The 14,008-nt window shown below is 66.7% G+C and carries 12 protein-coding genes, 1 tRNA gene and 2 pseudogenes; 14 read left to right on the forward strand and 1 reads right to left on the reverse strand.

Going from position 1 to position 14,008, the window contains the following annotated elements; translation table 11 throughout:
• Nucleotides 1-201: pseudogene (locus G7B67_RS08160) on the reverse strand (hypothetical protein); the annotation flags it as partial.
• Nucleotides 202-249: 48 nt separating this feature from the next.
• On the opposite strand from G7B67_RS08160, the gene G7B67_RS08165 reads away from it, so the two are divergent.
• The 14 genes and pseudogenes from G7B67_RS08165 (at nucleotide 250) to G7B67_RS08230 (ending at nucleotide 13,995) form a co-directional block, all read left to right on the forward strand.
• A tRNA-Leu gene (locus tag G7B67_RS08165) sits at nucleotides 250-334 on the forward strand.
• A 77-nt stretch (nucleotides 335-411) separates the two neighbouring features.
• Nucleotides 412-768: an NADH-quinone oxidoreductase subunit A gene (locus G7B67_RS08170; RefSeq protein ID WP_166210658.1), complete on the forward strand. Its 357-nt coding sequence runs from the start codon at nucleotides 412-414 to the stop codon at nucleotides 766-768.
• A 34-nt stretch (nucleotides 769-802) separates the two neighbouring features.
• Nucleotides 803-1,345, forward strand: coding sequence for a NuoB/complex I 20 kDa subunit family protein (locus G7B67_RS08175; protein ID WP_425482425.1), 543 nt, complete (start codon nucleotides 803-805; stop codon nucleotides 1,343-1,345).
• Nucleotides 1,345-2,073, forward strand: a pseudogene (locus G7B67_RS08180) (NADH-quinone oxidoreductase subunit C); the annotation flags it as partial. The gene G7B67_RS08175 and the pseudogene G7B67_RS08180, both read left to right, overlap by 1 nt.
• A gap of 128 nt (nucleotides 2,074-2,201) precedes the next feature.
• Nucleotides 2,202-3,485 (forward strand): NADH-quinone oxidoreductase subunit D, encoded by a 1,284-nt coding sequence (locus G7B67_RS08185; RefSeq protein ID WP_166210799.1) that lies wholly within the window; start codon nucleotides 2,202-2,204, stop codon nucleotides 3,483-3,485.
• A 6-nt stretch (nucleotides 3,486-3,491) separates the two neighbouring features.
• Nucleotides 3,492-4,019, forward strand: a complete 528-nt coding sequence (nuoE, locus tag G7B67_RS08190) for an NADH-quinone oxidoreductase subunit NuoE (protein WP_166210667.1) — start codon at nucleotides 3,492-3,494, stop codon at nucleotides 4,017-4,019.
• A gap of 3 nt (nucleotides 4,020-4,022) precedes the next feature.
• The gene (nuoF, locus tag G7B67_RS08195; protein ID WP_166210670.1) at nucleotides 4,023-5,387 is read left to right on the forward strand and encodes an NADH-quinone oxidoreductase subunit NuoF; all 1,365 of its coding nucleotides are present in this window, start codon (nucleotides 4,023-4,025) and stop codon (nucleotides 5,385-5,387) included.
• On the forward strand, nucleotides 5,384-7,714 hold the full coding sequence (nuoG, locus tag G7B67_RS08200) for an NADH-quinone oxidoreductase subunit NuoG (RefSeq protein WP_166210673.1): 2,331 nt from the start codon (nucleotides 5,384-5,386) through the stop codon (nucleotides 7,712-7,714). Before nuoF ends, nuoG begins: the two co-directional genes overlap by 4 nt.
• On the forward strand, nucleotides 7,711-8,778 hold the full coding sequence (nuoH, locus tag G7B67_RS08205) for an NADH-quinone oxidoreductase subunit NuoH (protein ID WP_166210676.1): 1,068 nt from the start codon (nucleotides 7,711-7,713) through the stop codon (nucleotides 8,776-8,778). The genes nuoG and nuoH overlap by 4 nt, the downstream gene beginning before the upstream one ends.
• On the forward strand, nucleotides 8,778-9,296 hold the full coding sequence (gene nuoI, locus G7B67_RS08210) for an NADH-quinone oxidoreductase subunit NuoI (RefSeq protein ID WP_166210679.1): 519 nt from the start codon (nucleotides 8,778-8,780) through the stop codon (nucleotides 9,294-9,296). Before nuoH ends, nuoI begins: the two co-directional genes overlap by 1 nt.
• Before the next feature lie 13 nt (nucleotides 9,297-9,309).
• On the forward strand, nucleotides 9,310-9,960 hold the full coding sequence (locus G7B67_RS08215) for an NADH-quinone oxidoreductase subunit J (protein WP_207780894.1): 651 nt from the start codon (nucleotides 9,310-9,312) through the stop codon (nucleotides 9,958-9,960).
• A complete protein-coding gene (gene nuoK / locus G7B67_RS08220) occupies nucleotides 9,957-10,295 on the forward strand; it encodes an NADH-quinone oxidoreductase subunit NuoK (RefSeq protein WP_166210685.1) in 339 nt (112 codons plus the stop codon). Before G7B67_RS08215 ends, nuoK begins: the two co-directional genes overlap by 4 nt.
• Before the next feature lie 3 nt (nucleotides 10,296-10,298).
• Nucleotides 10,299-12,434 carry an NADH-quinone oxidoreductase subunit L gene (gene nuoL / locus G7B67_RS08225; protein ID WP_166210688.1) on the forward strand — a complete coding sequence of 712 codons (2,136 nt, stop codon included), beginning with the start codon at nucleotides 10,299-10,301 and terminating at the stop codon, nucleotides 12,432-12,434.
• A gap of 49 nt (nucleotides 12,435-12,483) precedes the next feature.
• Nucleotides 12,484-13,995, forward strand: a complete 1,512-nt coding sequence (locus tag G7B67_RS08230; RefSeq protein WP_166210691.1) for an NADH-quinone oxidoreductase subunit M — start codon at nucleotides 12,484-12,486, stop codon at nucleotides 13,993-13,995.
• The last annotated feature ends 13 nt before the right edge of the window (nucleotides 13,996-14,008 follow it).

A 14,008-nucleotide genomic window follows, 5' to 3' on the forward strand; every position in this document is an offset into this window, starting at 1 on the left:
GCCGGCCACCGGCAACACGTCCGTGCCGAACGCACCGGCGCAGGCCGCCCCCGCGACGCCTTCGACCGCGGCGCCCGACGCCAGCGTGCCGACCGCGCCGATGGCGCCATCGCAGGCGCCTGCCGCGCCGTCGCCGGCACCACCGGCTTCGGGTGGCTGAAGCGCGCTGGTCGGATAAAATTTAGAGGATCGCTTTGTCACGCCGCGCATGGATCGCACGGCGCAGGCCAGGAGGCCGAACCTGCATTTGCCCAGATGGCGGAATTGGTAGACGCACTACCTTGAGGTGGTAGCGACTTAGGTCGTGGGGGTTCGAGTCCCCCTTTGGGCACCATTACGGTTGTATTTCCCTGTCCCGGGGCCGCCGACACGGTCGGCTCCGCGGCAGGAACGCAGAGGAAGAGGACGCACGTGCTGGCCGAATACCTGCCGACCCTGCTGTTCCTGATCGTGGCCGCCGGCATCGGCGTGGCGCTGATCGTGATCGGCAACGTGCTGGGCCCCAAGCGGCCGACCGCCGAGAAACTCTCGCCCTACGAATGCGGCTTCCCGGCATTCGAGGATTCGCGCATGCGGTTCGACGTGCGCTACTACCTGATCGCGATCCTGTTCATCGTCTTCGACCTGGAAATCGCCTTCGTGTTTCCGTGGGCGCTGGTGTTCCGCACCCTCGGGCCGTTCGGCCTGGTCGAGATGGGCGTGTTCCTGGCGCTGCTGGTGATCGGATTCGCCTACGTCTGGAAGAAGGGCGCGCTGGAATGGGAGTGACGCCGTGAGCGTGCTGAAGACGATCGATGGGCTGATGAACAACCCGCTGCCGGAAGGCCGCGTGGACGACATCCTGATGCCCGCCGGCGAAAACCCGCTGCTCGAGCGCGGCTTCGTCACCACCACCTCCGACGCGCTGCTCAACTGGGCGCGCACCGGCTCGATGTGGCCGATGACCTTCGGCCTGGCGTGCTGCGCGGTCGAGATGATGCATGCCGGCGCCGCGCGCCTGGACCTGGACCGCTTTGGCGTCGTGTTCCGCCCGTCGCCGCGCCAGTCCGACGTCATGATCGTGGCCGGTACCCTGGTCAACAAGATGGCCCCGGCGCTGCGCAAGGTCTACGACCAGATGCCCGATCCCAAGTGGGTGATCTCGATGGGCAGCTGCGCCAACGGTGGCGGCTACTACCACTATTCCTACGCGGTGGTGCGCGGCTGCGACCGCATCGTGCCGGTCGACATCTATGTGCCGGGCTGCCCGCCGACCGCCGAAGCGCTGACCTACGGCATCCTGCAGCTGCAGAAGAAGATCCGCCGGGCGACGAACTTCGGCGACACCAAGACGGGCCAGCGCTGATGGATCGCACGACCGCCGGTTTCGTCGAACAGCTGCGCGCGCGTTTTGCCGATGCGCCGGTCGATGTCGCATCGCCGCGCGGCGAAGTCGGCATCGTGTTCGAGGCCGCCGCCTGGCACGACGCCTGCCGCGCGCTGCGCGACGAGTTCGGCTTCGAGCAGCTGGTCGACCTGTGCGGCATCGATTACCTGGGCCATGGCAGCGACGAGTGGGACACCAGCGTCTCGTCCGAGGGCTTCTCGCGCGGCGTCGAAGGGCGCGGTCCTGGGCGCTTCGGCTACGGCCAGCGGCCAAGCCAGCAGGCCGCGCAGCCGCAGGGCGAGACGGCCATCGACGCGCCCGCGCGCCGCTTCGCGGTCGTCGCTCAACTGCTGTCGATCTCGCACAACCGCCGCCTGCGCGTGCGTTGCTTCGCGCCCGACGACAACCTGCCGATCGTGCCGTCGGTGACCGACCTGTGGCCGGGCACCAACTGGTTCGAGCGCGAAGCGTTCGACATGTTCGGCATCATCTTCGAAGGCCATCCGGACCTGCGCCGGATCCTCACCGACTACGGTTTCGTCGGCCATCCGTTCCGCAAGGACTTCCCGCTGATCGGCAATGTCGAAGTCCGCTACGACGCCGAGAAGCAGCGCGTGATCTACGAGCCGGTGACCTCGGTCGAGCCGCGCGTGCTGGTGCCGCGCGTGATCCGCGACGACGCGCGCTATGCCACCGCCGCCGGCGAGGATCGCGACCTCAAGGTCGGCAGCACGCTCGGCCCCGCCGATGCGGCGCTGCGTTCCACCGGCCCCACGCCGACGCCCGCGGAGGCCGAGAAGTGAATTCGATCAATCCGGCGATCCAGCCCGAAGGCATGCTGTTCGCCAGCAACGCCGCCGAGGCGCAGAAGGCGATCCGCAACTACACGCTGAACTTCGGCCCGCAGCATCCGGCGGCGCACGGCGTGCTGCGCCTGATCCTGGAGATGGACGGCGAAGTCGTGCAGCGCGCCGACCCGCACATCGGCCTGCTGCATCGCGGCACCGAGAAGCTGGCCGAGTCCAAGCCGTTCAATCAGTCGATCGGCTACATGGATCGGCTGGATTACGTCTCGCCGATGTGCAACGAGCACGCCTACGTGCGTGCGATCGAGACCCTGATGGGGATCCAGGCGCCGGTGCGCGCGCAGTGGATCCGCACGATGTTCGACGAGATCACCCGCATCCTCAACCACCTGATGTGGATCGGGTCGAGCGGCCTGGACCTGGGTGCGATGGCGGTTTTCCTGTACGCCTTCCGCGAGCGCGAGGAGCTGATGGATGTCTACGAGGCGGTCTCGGGCGCGCGCATGCACGCGACCTACTACCGCCCGGGCGGCGTCTATCGCGACCTGCCAGAGCAGATGTCCAAGTACCGCGAATCGCCGTGGCGCAAGGGCGAGAAGCTCAAGCGCTTCAACGAGTGGCGCGAAGGCTCGATGCTGGATTACCTGCAGGCCTTCGCGCACGACTTCCCCAAGCGCGTCGACGAGTACGAGACCCTGCTCACCGACAACCGCATCTGGAAGCAGCGTACCGTCGGCATCGGCGTGATCGAGCCGGAGAAGGCTCTGGCCTGGGGCATGACCGGCCCGATGCTGCGCGGCTCCGGCGTCGAGTGGGACCTGCGCCGGAAGCGTCCGTACGCGAGCTATTCCGAAATCGACTTCGACATCCCGGTCGGCACCAATGGCGACTGCTACGACCGTTACCTGGTGCGCGTGGCCGAGATGCGCCAGAGCGCGCGGATCATCCAGCAGTGCGTCGCCTGGCTGAAGGCCAATCCGGGCCCGGTGATGCTGGACAACTTCAAGGTCGCGCCGCCCTCCCGCGAGGAGATGAAGGACGACATGGAAGCGCTGATCCATCACTTCAAGCTGTTCAGCGAAGGCTACTGCGTGCCGGCCGGGGAAACGTACTGCGCTGTCGAGGCGCCGAAGGGCGAGTTCGGCTGCTATCTGGTCTCCGACGGCGCCAACAAGCCCTTCCGCGTGCACCTGCGCGCGCCCGGCTTCGCCCATCTTTCGTCGATGGACACCGTGGTACGCGGACACATGCTGCCGGACGTGGTCGCCATGATCGGCACCTACGACGTCGTGTTCGGCGAGATCGACAGGTAAGGATCGATGAAAGCGACAGGCAATTTCGAAAACGCGCGCAACGTCGATCCGATGGTGGTCCTGTCGGATGCCACGCGTGCGCACATCGACCACTGGATCGCGAAGTTCCCGCCGGAGCGCAAGCGCTCGGCCGTGCTGCAGGGCCTGCACGCGGCGCAGGAGCAGAACGGCGGCTGGCTGAGCGACGACCTGATCGCTGGCGTGGCCAAGTACCTGGGGCTGCCGCCGGTGTGGGCGTACGAGGTGGCGACGTTCTACTCGATGTTCGAGACCCATCCGGTCGGACGCAACAACGTCGCCTTCTGCACCAACATCAGTTGCTGGCTCAATGGCGCCGAAGCGCTGGTGCAGCACGCGGAGAAGAAGCTCGGTTGCAGGCTCGGCGAATCCACCGCCGACGGCCGCATCTTCCTCAAGCGCGAGGAGGAGTGCCTGGCGGCCTGCTGCGGCGCACCGATGATGGTCATCAACGGTCATTACCACGAGAAGCTCGATACCGCGAAGGTCGACGAGCTCCTGGACGGGTTGAAATAAGCGATGGGCCACGACAGTCACTACGCCGAACCCACCGGCCCGGTCGGCCCGGCGCCGCAGGAGCACAACGTCGTCTACACGACGCTGCACTTCGACAAGCCGTGGTCGTACGAGAACTACCTCAAGACCGGTGGCTACAGCGCGCTGCGCAAGATCCTCGAAGACAAGATCGAGCCTTCGGCCGTGGTCGACATGGTCAAGCAGTCCGGCCTGCGCGGCCGCGGCGGCGCGGGCTTCCCGACCGGCCTGAAGTGGAGCTTCATGCCCAAGGCGCCGGGCACCAAATACATCCTCTGCAACTCGGACGAGTCCGAGCCCGGCACGGCGAAGGACCGCGACATCCTGCGCTACAACCCGCACGCGGTGCTCGAGGGCATGGCGATCGCCTGCTACGCGACCGGCAGCACCGCGGCCTACAACTACCTGCGCGGCGAGTTCCACCACGAGCCCTTCGAGCACCTGGAAGAGGCGACGCGCGAGGCCTACGCCAACGGCTGGCTGGGCAAGAACATCCTCGGCACTGGCATCGACATCGACATCCACAACGTGCTCGGCGCCGGCGCCTACATCTGCGGCGAAGAGACCGCGCTGATGGAGTCGCTGGAAGGCAAGAAGGGGCAGCCGCGCTACAAGCCGCCGTTCCCGGCCAACTTCGGCCTGTACGGCAAGCCCACCACGATCAACAACACCGAGACCTACGCCTCGGTGCCGGCGATCATCCGCAACGGCGCCGAGTGGTTCCTCAACCTCGGCAAGCCCAACAATGGCGGGCCGAAGGTGTTCTCGGTTTCGGGCCACGTCGCCAAGCCGGGCAACTACGAGATCCGCCTGGGCACGAGCTTCGCCGACCTGCTGCAGATGGCCGGCGGCGTGCGCAACGGGCACAGGTTGAAGGCGGTGATCCCGGGCGGCTCCTCGATGCCGGTGCTGCCGGCGGACACCATGATGTCGCTGACCATGGACTACGACGCGCTGCAGAAGGCCGGCTCCGGCCTCGGCTCTGGCGCGGTGATCGTCATGGACGAAACCACCTGCATGGTGCGCGCCTGCCACCGCATCGCGCGCTTCTACATGGCCGAATCCTGCGGCCAGTGCACCCCATGCCGCGAAGGCACCGGCTGGATGTACCGCATGCTTACCCGCATCGTCGACGGTCAGTCCTCGCTGGACGACCTGCAGATGCTCAGGGCCGCCGCCGGCCAGATCGAAGGTCACACCATCTGCGCCTTCGGTGAAGCGGCCGCGTGGCCGGTGCAGGGTTTCCTGCGCCATTTCTGGAGCGAGTTCGAGTACGCGATCGTCAACCGCCGCTTCCTGGTCGACGACCAGCGCACCGGAAACGTGGTCGAAGCGAAGGTGGCGGCATGAGCGCGCAGCCCGTCAATCCGAACCTGCCGCCGGACCATGTCACCGTCTTCATCGACGACGTCGAGCTCGCCGCGCCCAAGGGTTCGATGATCATCCATGCCGCCGACAAGGCCGGCATCCCGATCCCGCGTTTCTGCTACCACGACAAGTTGGCGATCGCCGCCAACTGCCGCATGTGCCTGGTCGAGGTCGAGAAGGCGCCCAAGCCGTCGCCCGCCTGTGCCACGCCGGTGATGGACGGCATGAAGGTGCGCACGCGCAGCGACAAGGCGCTCAAGGCGCAGCGCAACGTGATGGAGTTCCTGCTGATCAACCATCCGCTCGACTGCCCGGTCTGCGACCAGGGCGGCGAGTGCGAATTGCAGGATCTCTCGCTGGGCTATGGCCGCTCGGTCAGCCGGTTCAGCGAGCGCAAGCGCGTGGTGGCCGACGAGGACCTCGGTCCGCTGGTCGCGACCGACATGACGCGCTGCATCCAGTGCACGCGCTGCATCCGCTTCACCGGCGAGATCGCCGGCACGTATGAGCTCGGCGGCATGCTGCGCGGCGAGAACCTGCAGATCGGCACCTACGACGGCAAGCCGCTGGCGACGGAACTCTCGGGCAATGTCATCGACGTCTGCCCGGTCGGCGCGCTGACCAACAAGGTGTTCCGCTTCCGCGCGCGTCCCTGGGAACTGATCGCCAAGGAATCCCTCGGCTATCACGACGCGCTGGGCAGCAACCTGTTCCTGCACGTGCGGCGCGGCGACGTGCTGCGCGCGGTGCCGCGCGACAACGAAGCCGTCAACGAATGCTGGCTGTCCGACCGCGACCGCTATTCGCACCAGGGCCTGTACGCCGAGGACCGGGCGATGAAGCCGATGCTGCGCGTTGGCAACAGCGGCGACGCCAGCGACTGGCGCGAGGCGAGCTGGGACGAAGCGCTGGCACGCGCCGCCCAGATCCTGCGCGACAACGGCGCCGATCAACTCGGAATGCTGGTGCACCCGGCGACCTCGAACGAAGAGGGCACGCTGCTGGCCCGCCTGGCCCAGGCGCTGGGCACTGGCAACCTCGACCACCGCATCGGCCAGCGTGACGTGTCGGGCCGCGCCGTCGCCGAAGCCTTCGCGATGCCGGTGGCAGAGATCGAACAGGCCGACGCGATAGTCATCGTCGGCTCCAACCTGCGCCATGAACTGCCGCTGCTGCACGCCCGCGTGCGCAAGGCCGCACTGCGCGGCGCCAGGGTGCACGTGGTCAACCCGGTGGATTTCGAATTCGCATTCGACATCGCCAGCAAGCAGATCGTGCCGCCGTCCGGCCTTGCCGCGGCGCTGGCACGGGTGGACTTGGGCAGCCCGAACCATGCCGTGGTCATCGTCGGCAGCCTGGCCGAAAGCGGGGCGCAGGCCGCGTCGATCCGTGCGGCCGCGCGCGAGTTCGCCAGCGCCCGCAATGCCGCCGTGTGCCGCATCCCGCAGGGCGCCAATGCGCTCGGCCTGGCGCGCGCGGGCGTCCTGCCGCGTTCGCGCGATGCGCAGGCGATGCTGCGTGACGCACGCAGCGCCTACGTGCTGTATGGCATCGAGCCCGGACTGGATTTCGCCGACCAGGCGCTGGCGATGCAGGCGCTGGGCAAGGCGCAGGTCGTCGCCTTCAGCCAGTTCGCCTGCCAATCCACGCGCGCGATCGCCGACGTGATCCTGCCGATCGGCGCGCTGCCGGAAATCGAGGCGACGCTCACCAACCTCGAGGGTCGCGAGCAGCGCGCCGTCGCGGGCGGCAAGTTGCCCGGGGACGCCCGCCCGGGCTGGCGCGTGCTGCGTGCGCTGGGTGGCGCGCTCGGCGTGCCTGGATTCGAGTTCACCGACATGGCGGGCCTGCGCGCGTCCATGGCGCCGTCGCCGGCGTCCCCTGGTGCGGAGGCGGCGCACCCGCCGAGTCCCAGCAGCTGGTTCCAGGTCGATGAGCTGGAAACCCTCGAAATGGCCGACAAGGCCCATCCGGCGCAGTCCACCGATGCCGCGCGTGCTTCGGGCTCAGGCGGATTGGAACTGATCGTCTCCCAGGCCATCTATCGCACCGACGCCGTGGTCCGCCGCGCCGCCGCGCTGCAGGCGCACCCGCTGACGCTGGGCGCGCGCATCACGCTGCATCCGTCCGACGCGCAGGTGCTCGGCGTGGCGGCCAATGCCGTCGCCAAGGTCCGCAACGACGTCGGCACCGCGGCGCTGCCGGTCGCGATCAGCGATCGCGTCGCGCCGGGCTGCGCCTGGGTCGAATCCGGCTATGGCGCGACAGCCGCACTGGCGTCCACCCGGGTGGAGGTCACGCCGGCATGAATCCGATGACACTCGTGGTCGACCCGTTCCGTGACTGGTTGCTGTCGTTCGGCATGATCGGCCTGCTGGCCTGGATCGTGCTGAAGGTGCTCTCGATCGCCATGCCGGTGATCGTTGCGGTCGCTTTCTACGTGGTGTGGGAACGCAAGCTGATCGGCTGGATGCACGTGCGCCACGGGCCGATGTACGTCGGTCGCGGCGTGTTGCAGGCCTTCGCCGACGTGTTCAAGCTGCTGTTCAAGGAAGTCATCCAGCCCTCGCAGGCGCAGCCGGTGCTGTACGTGCTGGCGCCGCTGATCACCCTGGCGCCGGCGTTCGCGGCCTGGGCGGTGGTGCCGTTCGACGCGCAGGTCGTGCTGTCCAACGCCAACGCGGGCCTGCTGTACCTGCTGGCGATGACTTCGCTGGGCGTGTACGGGATCATCATCGCCGGCTGGGCGTCTAACTCGAAGTACGCCTTCCTCGGCGCAATGCGTTCGGCCGCGCAGGTGGTCAGCTACGAGATCGCGATGGGCTTCGCGATGGTCGGGGTGCTGATCGCCGCCGGCAGCCTGAACCTGACCGACATCGTGATGGCGCAGGCGGGCAACGCCGGCATGTTCGAGTGGTTCATGTGGCCGCTGCTGCCGCTGTTCCTGGTGTATTTCATCTCCGGCGTCGCCGAGACCAATCGCGCGCCGTTCGACGTCGTCGAGGGCGAGTCGGAGATCGTGGCTGGCCACATGGTCGAATACTCCGGCTCGCAGTTCGCGCTGTTCTTCCTGGCCGAGTACGCCAACATGATCCTGGTCAGCTTCCTGACCTCGATCTTCTTCGTCGGCGGCTGGCTCAGCCCGCTGCACGGCCTGGGCATTCCGCTGCTGTCGGTCGACGGCTGGTGGTGGCTGTTCGCCAAGGTGTTCTTCTTCGCCAGCGTCTTCATCTGGTTCCGGGCGACGTTCCCGCGCTACCGCTACGACCAGATCATGCGGCTGGGCTGGAAGGTCTTCATTCCCATCACCATCGCCTGGATCTGCGTGACCGCATTGATGGCGTATTACGGCGTGTTCGAGGCAGGGCACTGATGGCCACCGTGGCAGACCGCCATTCCCCGTTCGCCCGCGCGGTGCATTACCTGCGCAGCCTGCTGCTGATCGAGTTGCTGCAGGGCATGTGGCTGACGCTGAAATACCTGTTCCGTCCCAAGTACACGCTGATGTACCCGATGGAGAAAACCCCGCAGTCTCCGCGTTTCCGCGGCCTGCACGCGCTGCGCCGCTATCCCAATGGCGAGGAGCGCTGCATCGCCTGCAAGTTGTGCGAGGCGGTGTGCCCGGCGCTGGCGATCACCATCGACTCGGAGCAGCGAAGCGACGGCACCCGCCGCACGACGCGCTACGACATCGACCTGTTCAAGTGCATCTACTGCGGGTTCTGCGAGGAATCCTGCCCGGTCGATTCGATCGTCGAGACGCACCTGCTCGAATACCACTTCGACCAGCGTGGCCAGAACATCGTCACCAAGCCGCAGCTGCTGGCGCTGGGCGATCGCCTCGAGCCCGAGATCGCCGCCCGGCGCCTGGCCGACTCCCCGTACCGCTGAGCACGCGAGAGACCTGATGGATTACCCGTTGCTCGCCTTCTACGCCTTCGCCGCCGCCGCCGTGATGTCCGCGGTCGCGGTGATCGGCGTGCGCAATCCGGTGCAGGCCGCGCTGTTCCTGGTGCTGACCTTCTTCACCGTCGCCTGCACCTGGATCCTCGCCGGCGCCGAGTTCCTCGGCATCGCGCTGGTGCTGGTGTATGTCGGCGCGGTGATGGTGCTGTTCCTGTTCGTGGTGATGATGCTGGACATCGACATCGCCCGGATCCGCGAAGGCTACGTGCGCTACCTGCCGGTCGGATTGCTGGTGGCGGTGGTGATGCTGGTCGAGATGCTGGTGCTGATCGGCATCCGCGCCCGCGCGGCGGTGCCATTCACCGACAACGTGGCGATGGCGCATGGCGCGGCCGACCTGCCGAACACCACCTGGCTCGCGCAGGCGCTGTTCACCGACTTCCTGCTGCCGTTCGAAGTCGCCGCGGTGATCCTGACCATCGCGGTGATCGCGGCCGTGATGCTGACCCTGCGCCGCACGCCCGGCACCAAGCACCAGGATCCGGCGTGGCAGACCCGCGTACGCCCGGAGGACCGCTTGCGCATGGTGAAGATGGCTTCGGTGCGACCGGCGGCGGACGACATTTCCAGCGAGGACGCCACGCCATGACGCCCCAGGCCCTGACTTCCGTTGCCAGCCATCTGTCGCTCGGGCACTTCCTGGCGCTGGGCGCGGCGCTGTTCTGCATCAGCCTCGCCGGCATCTTCCTCAACCGGAAGAACGTAATCGTGCTGTTGATGTGCATCGAGCTGATGCTGCTCGCCGTCAACATCAACTTCGTCGCCTTCTCGCGGCAGCTCGGCGATCCGGCTGGGCAGGTGTTCGTGTTCTTCATCCTGACGGTGGCCGCCGCGGAGGCCGCGATCGGCCTCGCGATCCTGGTCACGCTGTTCCGCAACCGGCAGACGATTAACGTCGCCGACATCGACACACTGAAGGGCTGACCGATGCCGGGCGTCGAGCATGTGATTTCGAAAGGCGTGCTGCTGGCCATCGTGCTGGCGCCGCTGCTGGGCGCGCTGCTGGCGGGCCTGTTCCGCAAGCAGGTCGGCCGCGTCGGCGCGCAGAGCTGCACGATCCTCGGCGTGGCGGTGAGCTTCGTGCTGTCGGCCTGGGTGCTGTGGCAGCTGGTGGGGCAGGGCGCGCCGCCATTCAACGAGAACGTCTACAGCTGGTTCGATGTCGGCGGCGTCCACGCCAACGTCGGCTTCATGGTCGACAAGCTCAGTGCGATGATGATGGTGGTCGTCACCTTCGTTTCGCTGCTGGTGCACGTCTACACCATCGGCTACATGGCCGATGATCCGGGCTACCAGCGCTTCTTCAGCTACATCAGCCTGTTCACGTTCTCGATGCTGATGCTGGTGATGTCCAACAACTTCCTGCAGCTGTTCTTCGGCTGGGAAGCGGTGGGCCTGGTGTCGTACCTGCTGATCGGCTTCTGGTTCAAACGGCCGACGGCGATCTTCGCCAACCTCAAGGCCTTCCTGGTCAACCGCGTCGGCGACTTCGGCTTCCTGCTCGGCATCGCCGGCGTGCTGTACTGGCTGGGGACGCTGGATTACGGCGTCGCCTTCGCCAATGCGCCGACCATCGCCGGGCTGACGGTGCCGATCTTCACCGGGCACGAGTGGTCGGTGCCGACGGTGATCTGCCTGTGCCTGTTCGTCGGCGCGATGGGCAAGTCGGCGCAGGTGCCGCTGCACGTGTGGCTGCCGGACTCGATGGAAGGCCCGACCCCCATCTCGGCGCTGATCCACGCCGCGACCATGGTCACCGCGGGCATCTTCATGGTGGCGCGGATGTCGCCGCTGTTCGAACTGTCGCAGACGGCGCTGAACTTCATCCTCTTCATCGGCGCCACCACCGCGTTCTGGACCGGCCTGATCGGCATCGTGCAGAACGACATCAAGCGCGTGGTCGCGTATTCGACGCTGTCGCAGCTGGGCTACATGACGGTCGCGCTGGGCGTTTCAGCCTATTCGGCGGCGGTCTACCACCTCATGACGCACGCATTCTTCAAGGCGCTGCTGTTCCTGGCCGCCGGCAGCGTGATCATCGGCATGCACCACGAGCAGGACATGCGCAAGATGGGCGGCCTGCGCACGCGCATGCCGATCACCTTCTGGACCAGCCTGATCGGCACGCTGGCGCTGGTCGGCACGCCGTTTTTCGCCGGGTTCTATTCCAAGGACACGATCATCGAGGCGGCCGCCGAGCATGCGCACGAGGCGCACGACTGGGTGGCGACGTACGGCTACTGGTCGGTCCTGCTGGGCGCCTTCGTGACCGCGCTCTACAGCTTCCGCCTGATGTACCTGACCTTTGCCGGCAAGCCGCGGTGGGATGCCGGCGCTGCGCACGGGGAACATTCCCATGCTGACGTCACCGATGCGGCGCACGTGGCGTCCGATGATCCGCACCATGCGCATGACGAGGTCGCCCACCACGACGACCACGGGCACGGCCATGGCCACGAACCGCACGAGTCGCCATGGGTGGTCACGATCCCGCTGATCCTGCTGGCGATCCCGTCGGCAATCATCGGCTTCCTGACCGTCGGCCCGATGCTGTTCGGCACCGACATGCTCGGGCATGCCAAGCAGTTGCCGTTCTTCCTGGGTTCCATCGACGTGGCGCCTGCGCGCGATGTGATCGGCAAGCTCGCGGAAGAATTCCACGGCCCGTTCCTGTATGCATTGCACGGTTTCGCCGGCCCGACGTTCTGGCTGGCGCTTGCCGGATTCCTGGTCGCCACGGTGTTCTATTGGTGGAAGCCGGAGCTGCACGGCCGCGCCCGCGAATTCTTCTCGCTGCCGGTGCGCATCCTGCAGGACAAGTACGGCATGGATGCGCTGTGGATCGACGGCTTCGCCGGCGGTGGCATCAGGCTCGGCAAGGTCTCGCGCGTGGTCGACGAGAAGGTCATCGACGGCGCGGTCGTCAACGGCAGCGTGCGGCTGGTCGACATCGTCGCCGGCGTGCTGCGGGTCAGCCAGTCCGGCTACCTCTACCACTATGCGTTCGCCATGATCCTCGGCCTGATCGCGATGCTCGGCATGCTGATGTGGTGGTCGCCATGAGCACGCGCACGACCCAATCCCCGAACCTGTCCGATCAAGGATCCGCGACGTGAGTGCCTTCCCGCTGCTGACCCTGCTGGTCTGGCTGCCGATCCTCGGCGGCGTGCTGTGCCTGCTGCTCGGCAACGACCGCCCGCAAGCCGCGCGCTGGGTGGCGCTGGCAACCGCGCTGGTGGCGCTGGCGCTGAGCGTGCCGCTGCTGACCGGCTTCGACTTCGGCACCGCGAGCATGCAGTTCGTCGAACAGCGGGCGTGGATCCCGAGCTACGACATCCGCTACCACCTGGGTGTCGACGGCATCTCGGTGCCGCTCATCGCGCTGACGACGCTGACCACCACGCTGGTGCTGATCGGCGCCTGGAGCGTGATCGAGAAGCGCGCCAGCCAGTACGTGGCCGCGTTCCTGATCCTCGAAGGCCTGATGATCGGCATCTTCGCGGCCCTGGACGCGATGCTGTTCTACGTGTTCTTCGAGGCGATGCTGATCCCGATGTTCATCATCATCGGCGTCTGGGGCGGCCCGCGCCGGGTGTATGCATCACTGAAGTTCTTCCTGTACACCTTCCTCGGCTCGGTGTTCATGCTGGTGGGGCTGATCTACCTGTACCTGAAGGGCGGCAGCTGGCAACTCGCGGACATGTACGCGCTGCCGCTGACGATGCAGGAGCAGACCTGGATCTTCTTCGCGTTCCTGATCTCGTTCGCGGTCAAGGTGCCGATGTTCCCGGTGCACACGTGGTTGCCCGACGCGCACGTGGAAGCGCCGACTGGCGGCTCGGTGATCCTGGCCGCGATCATGCTGAAGATCGGTGGTTACGGCTTCCTGCGCTTCACCCTGCCGATGCTGCCCGACGCCGGACACCAGTGGGCGTGGCTGGTGATCGCGCTGTCGCTGATCGCGATCGTCTACGTCGCCCTGGTCGCGCTGGTCCAGGAAGACATGAAGAAGCTCATCGCCTATTCGTCGGTCGCCCACATGGGCTTCGTGACGCTGGGCACCTTCATCGCCTTCGGCCTGGTGCGCGACTTCGGCAACACCGACGCCGCCCGGCTCGGCCTGCAGGGCGCGATGGTGCAGATGATCTCGCACGGCTTCGTCTCCGGCGCGATGTTCTCCTGCGTCGGTGTGCTCTACGACCGCATGCACACCCGCATGATCCGCGACTACGGCGGCGTGGTTAACGTGATGCCGTGGTTCGCGATGTTCTGGGTGCTGTTCGCGATGGCCAACTCGGGCCTGCCGGGCACGAGTGGCTTCGTCGGTGAATTCATGGTCATCCTGGCCACCTTCCAGAAGCATCCGCTGCTGGCGTTCGCGGCCGCGACCACGCTGATCACCGGCGCGTCCTACACGCTGTGGCTGACCAAGCGCGTGATCTGGGGCGACGTCGGCAATGCCCACGTGGCGGAAATGCGCGACATCAATGCCCGTGAGTGGATCGTGCTCGGCACCTTCGCCGCCGGCGTGCTGCTGATCGGCCTGTGGCCGAAACCGCTGACCAGCATGATGGAGCCTTCCATCGCGCACCTGGCGAGCCAGCTCGCCGCCACCAAGCTCTAAGCGCACAGAGAGA

Source organism: Cognatiluteimonas telluris (assembly GCF_011320095.1).
Taxonomy (GTDB): Bacteria; Pseudomonadota; Gammaproteobacteria; order Xanthomonadales; family Xanthomonadaceae; genus Cognatiluteimonas; species Cognatiluteimonas telluris.

Coding starts and splice junctions, on each gene's coding strand:
- G7B67_RS08175 (WP_425482425.1), top strand. CDS start 803: ATGAACAACCCGCTGCCGGAAGGCCGCGTGGACGACATCCTGATGCCC.
- G7B67_RS08185 (WP_166210799.1), top strand. CDS start 2,202: ATGCTGTTCGCCAGCAACGCCGCCGAGGCGCAGAAGGCGATCCGCAAC.
- nuoE (WP_166210667.1), top strand. CDS start 3,492: ATGAAAGCGACAGGCAATTTCGAAAACGCGCGCAACGTCGATCCGATG.
- nuoF (WP_166210670.1), top strand. CDS start 4,023: ATGGGCCACGACAGTCACTACGCCGAACCCACCGGCCCGGTCGGCCCG.
- nuoG (WP_166210673.1), top strand. CDS start 5,384: ATGAGCGCGCAGCCCGTCAATCCGAACCTGCCGCCGGACCATGTCACC.
- nuoH (WP_166210676.1), top strand. CDS start 7,711: ATGAATCCGATGACACTCGTGGTCGACCCGTTCCGTGACTGGTTGCTG.
- nuoI (WP_166210679.1), top strand. CDS start 8,778: ATGGCCACCGTGGCAGACCGCCATTCCCCGTTCGCCCGCGCGGTGCAT.
- nuoK (WP_166210685.1), top strand. CDS start 9,957: ATGACGCCCCAGGCCCTGACTTCCGTTGCCAGCCATCTGTCGCTCGGG.
- nuoL (WP_166210688.1), top strand. CDS start 10,299: ATGCCGGGCGTCGAGCATGTGATTTCGAAAGGCGTGCTGCTGGCCATC.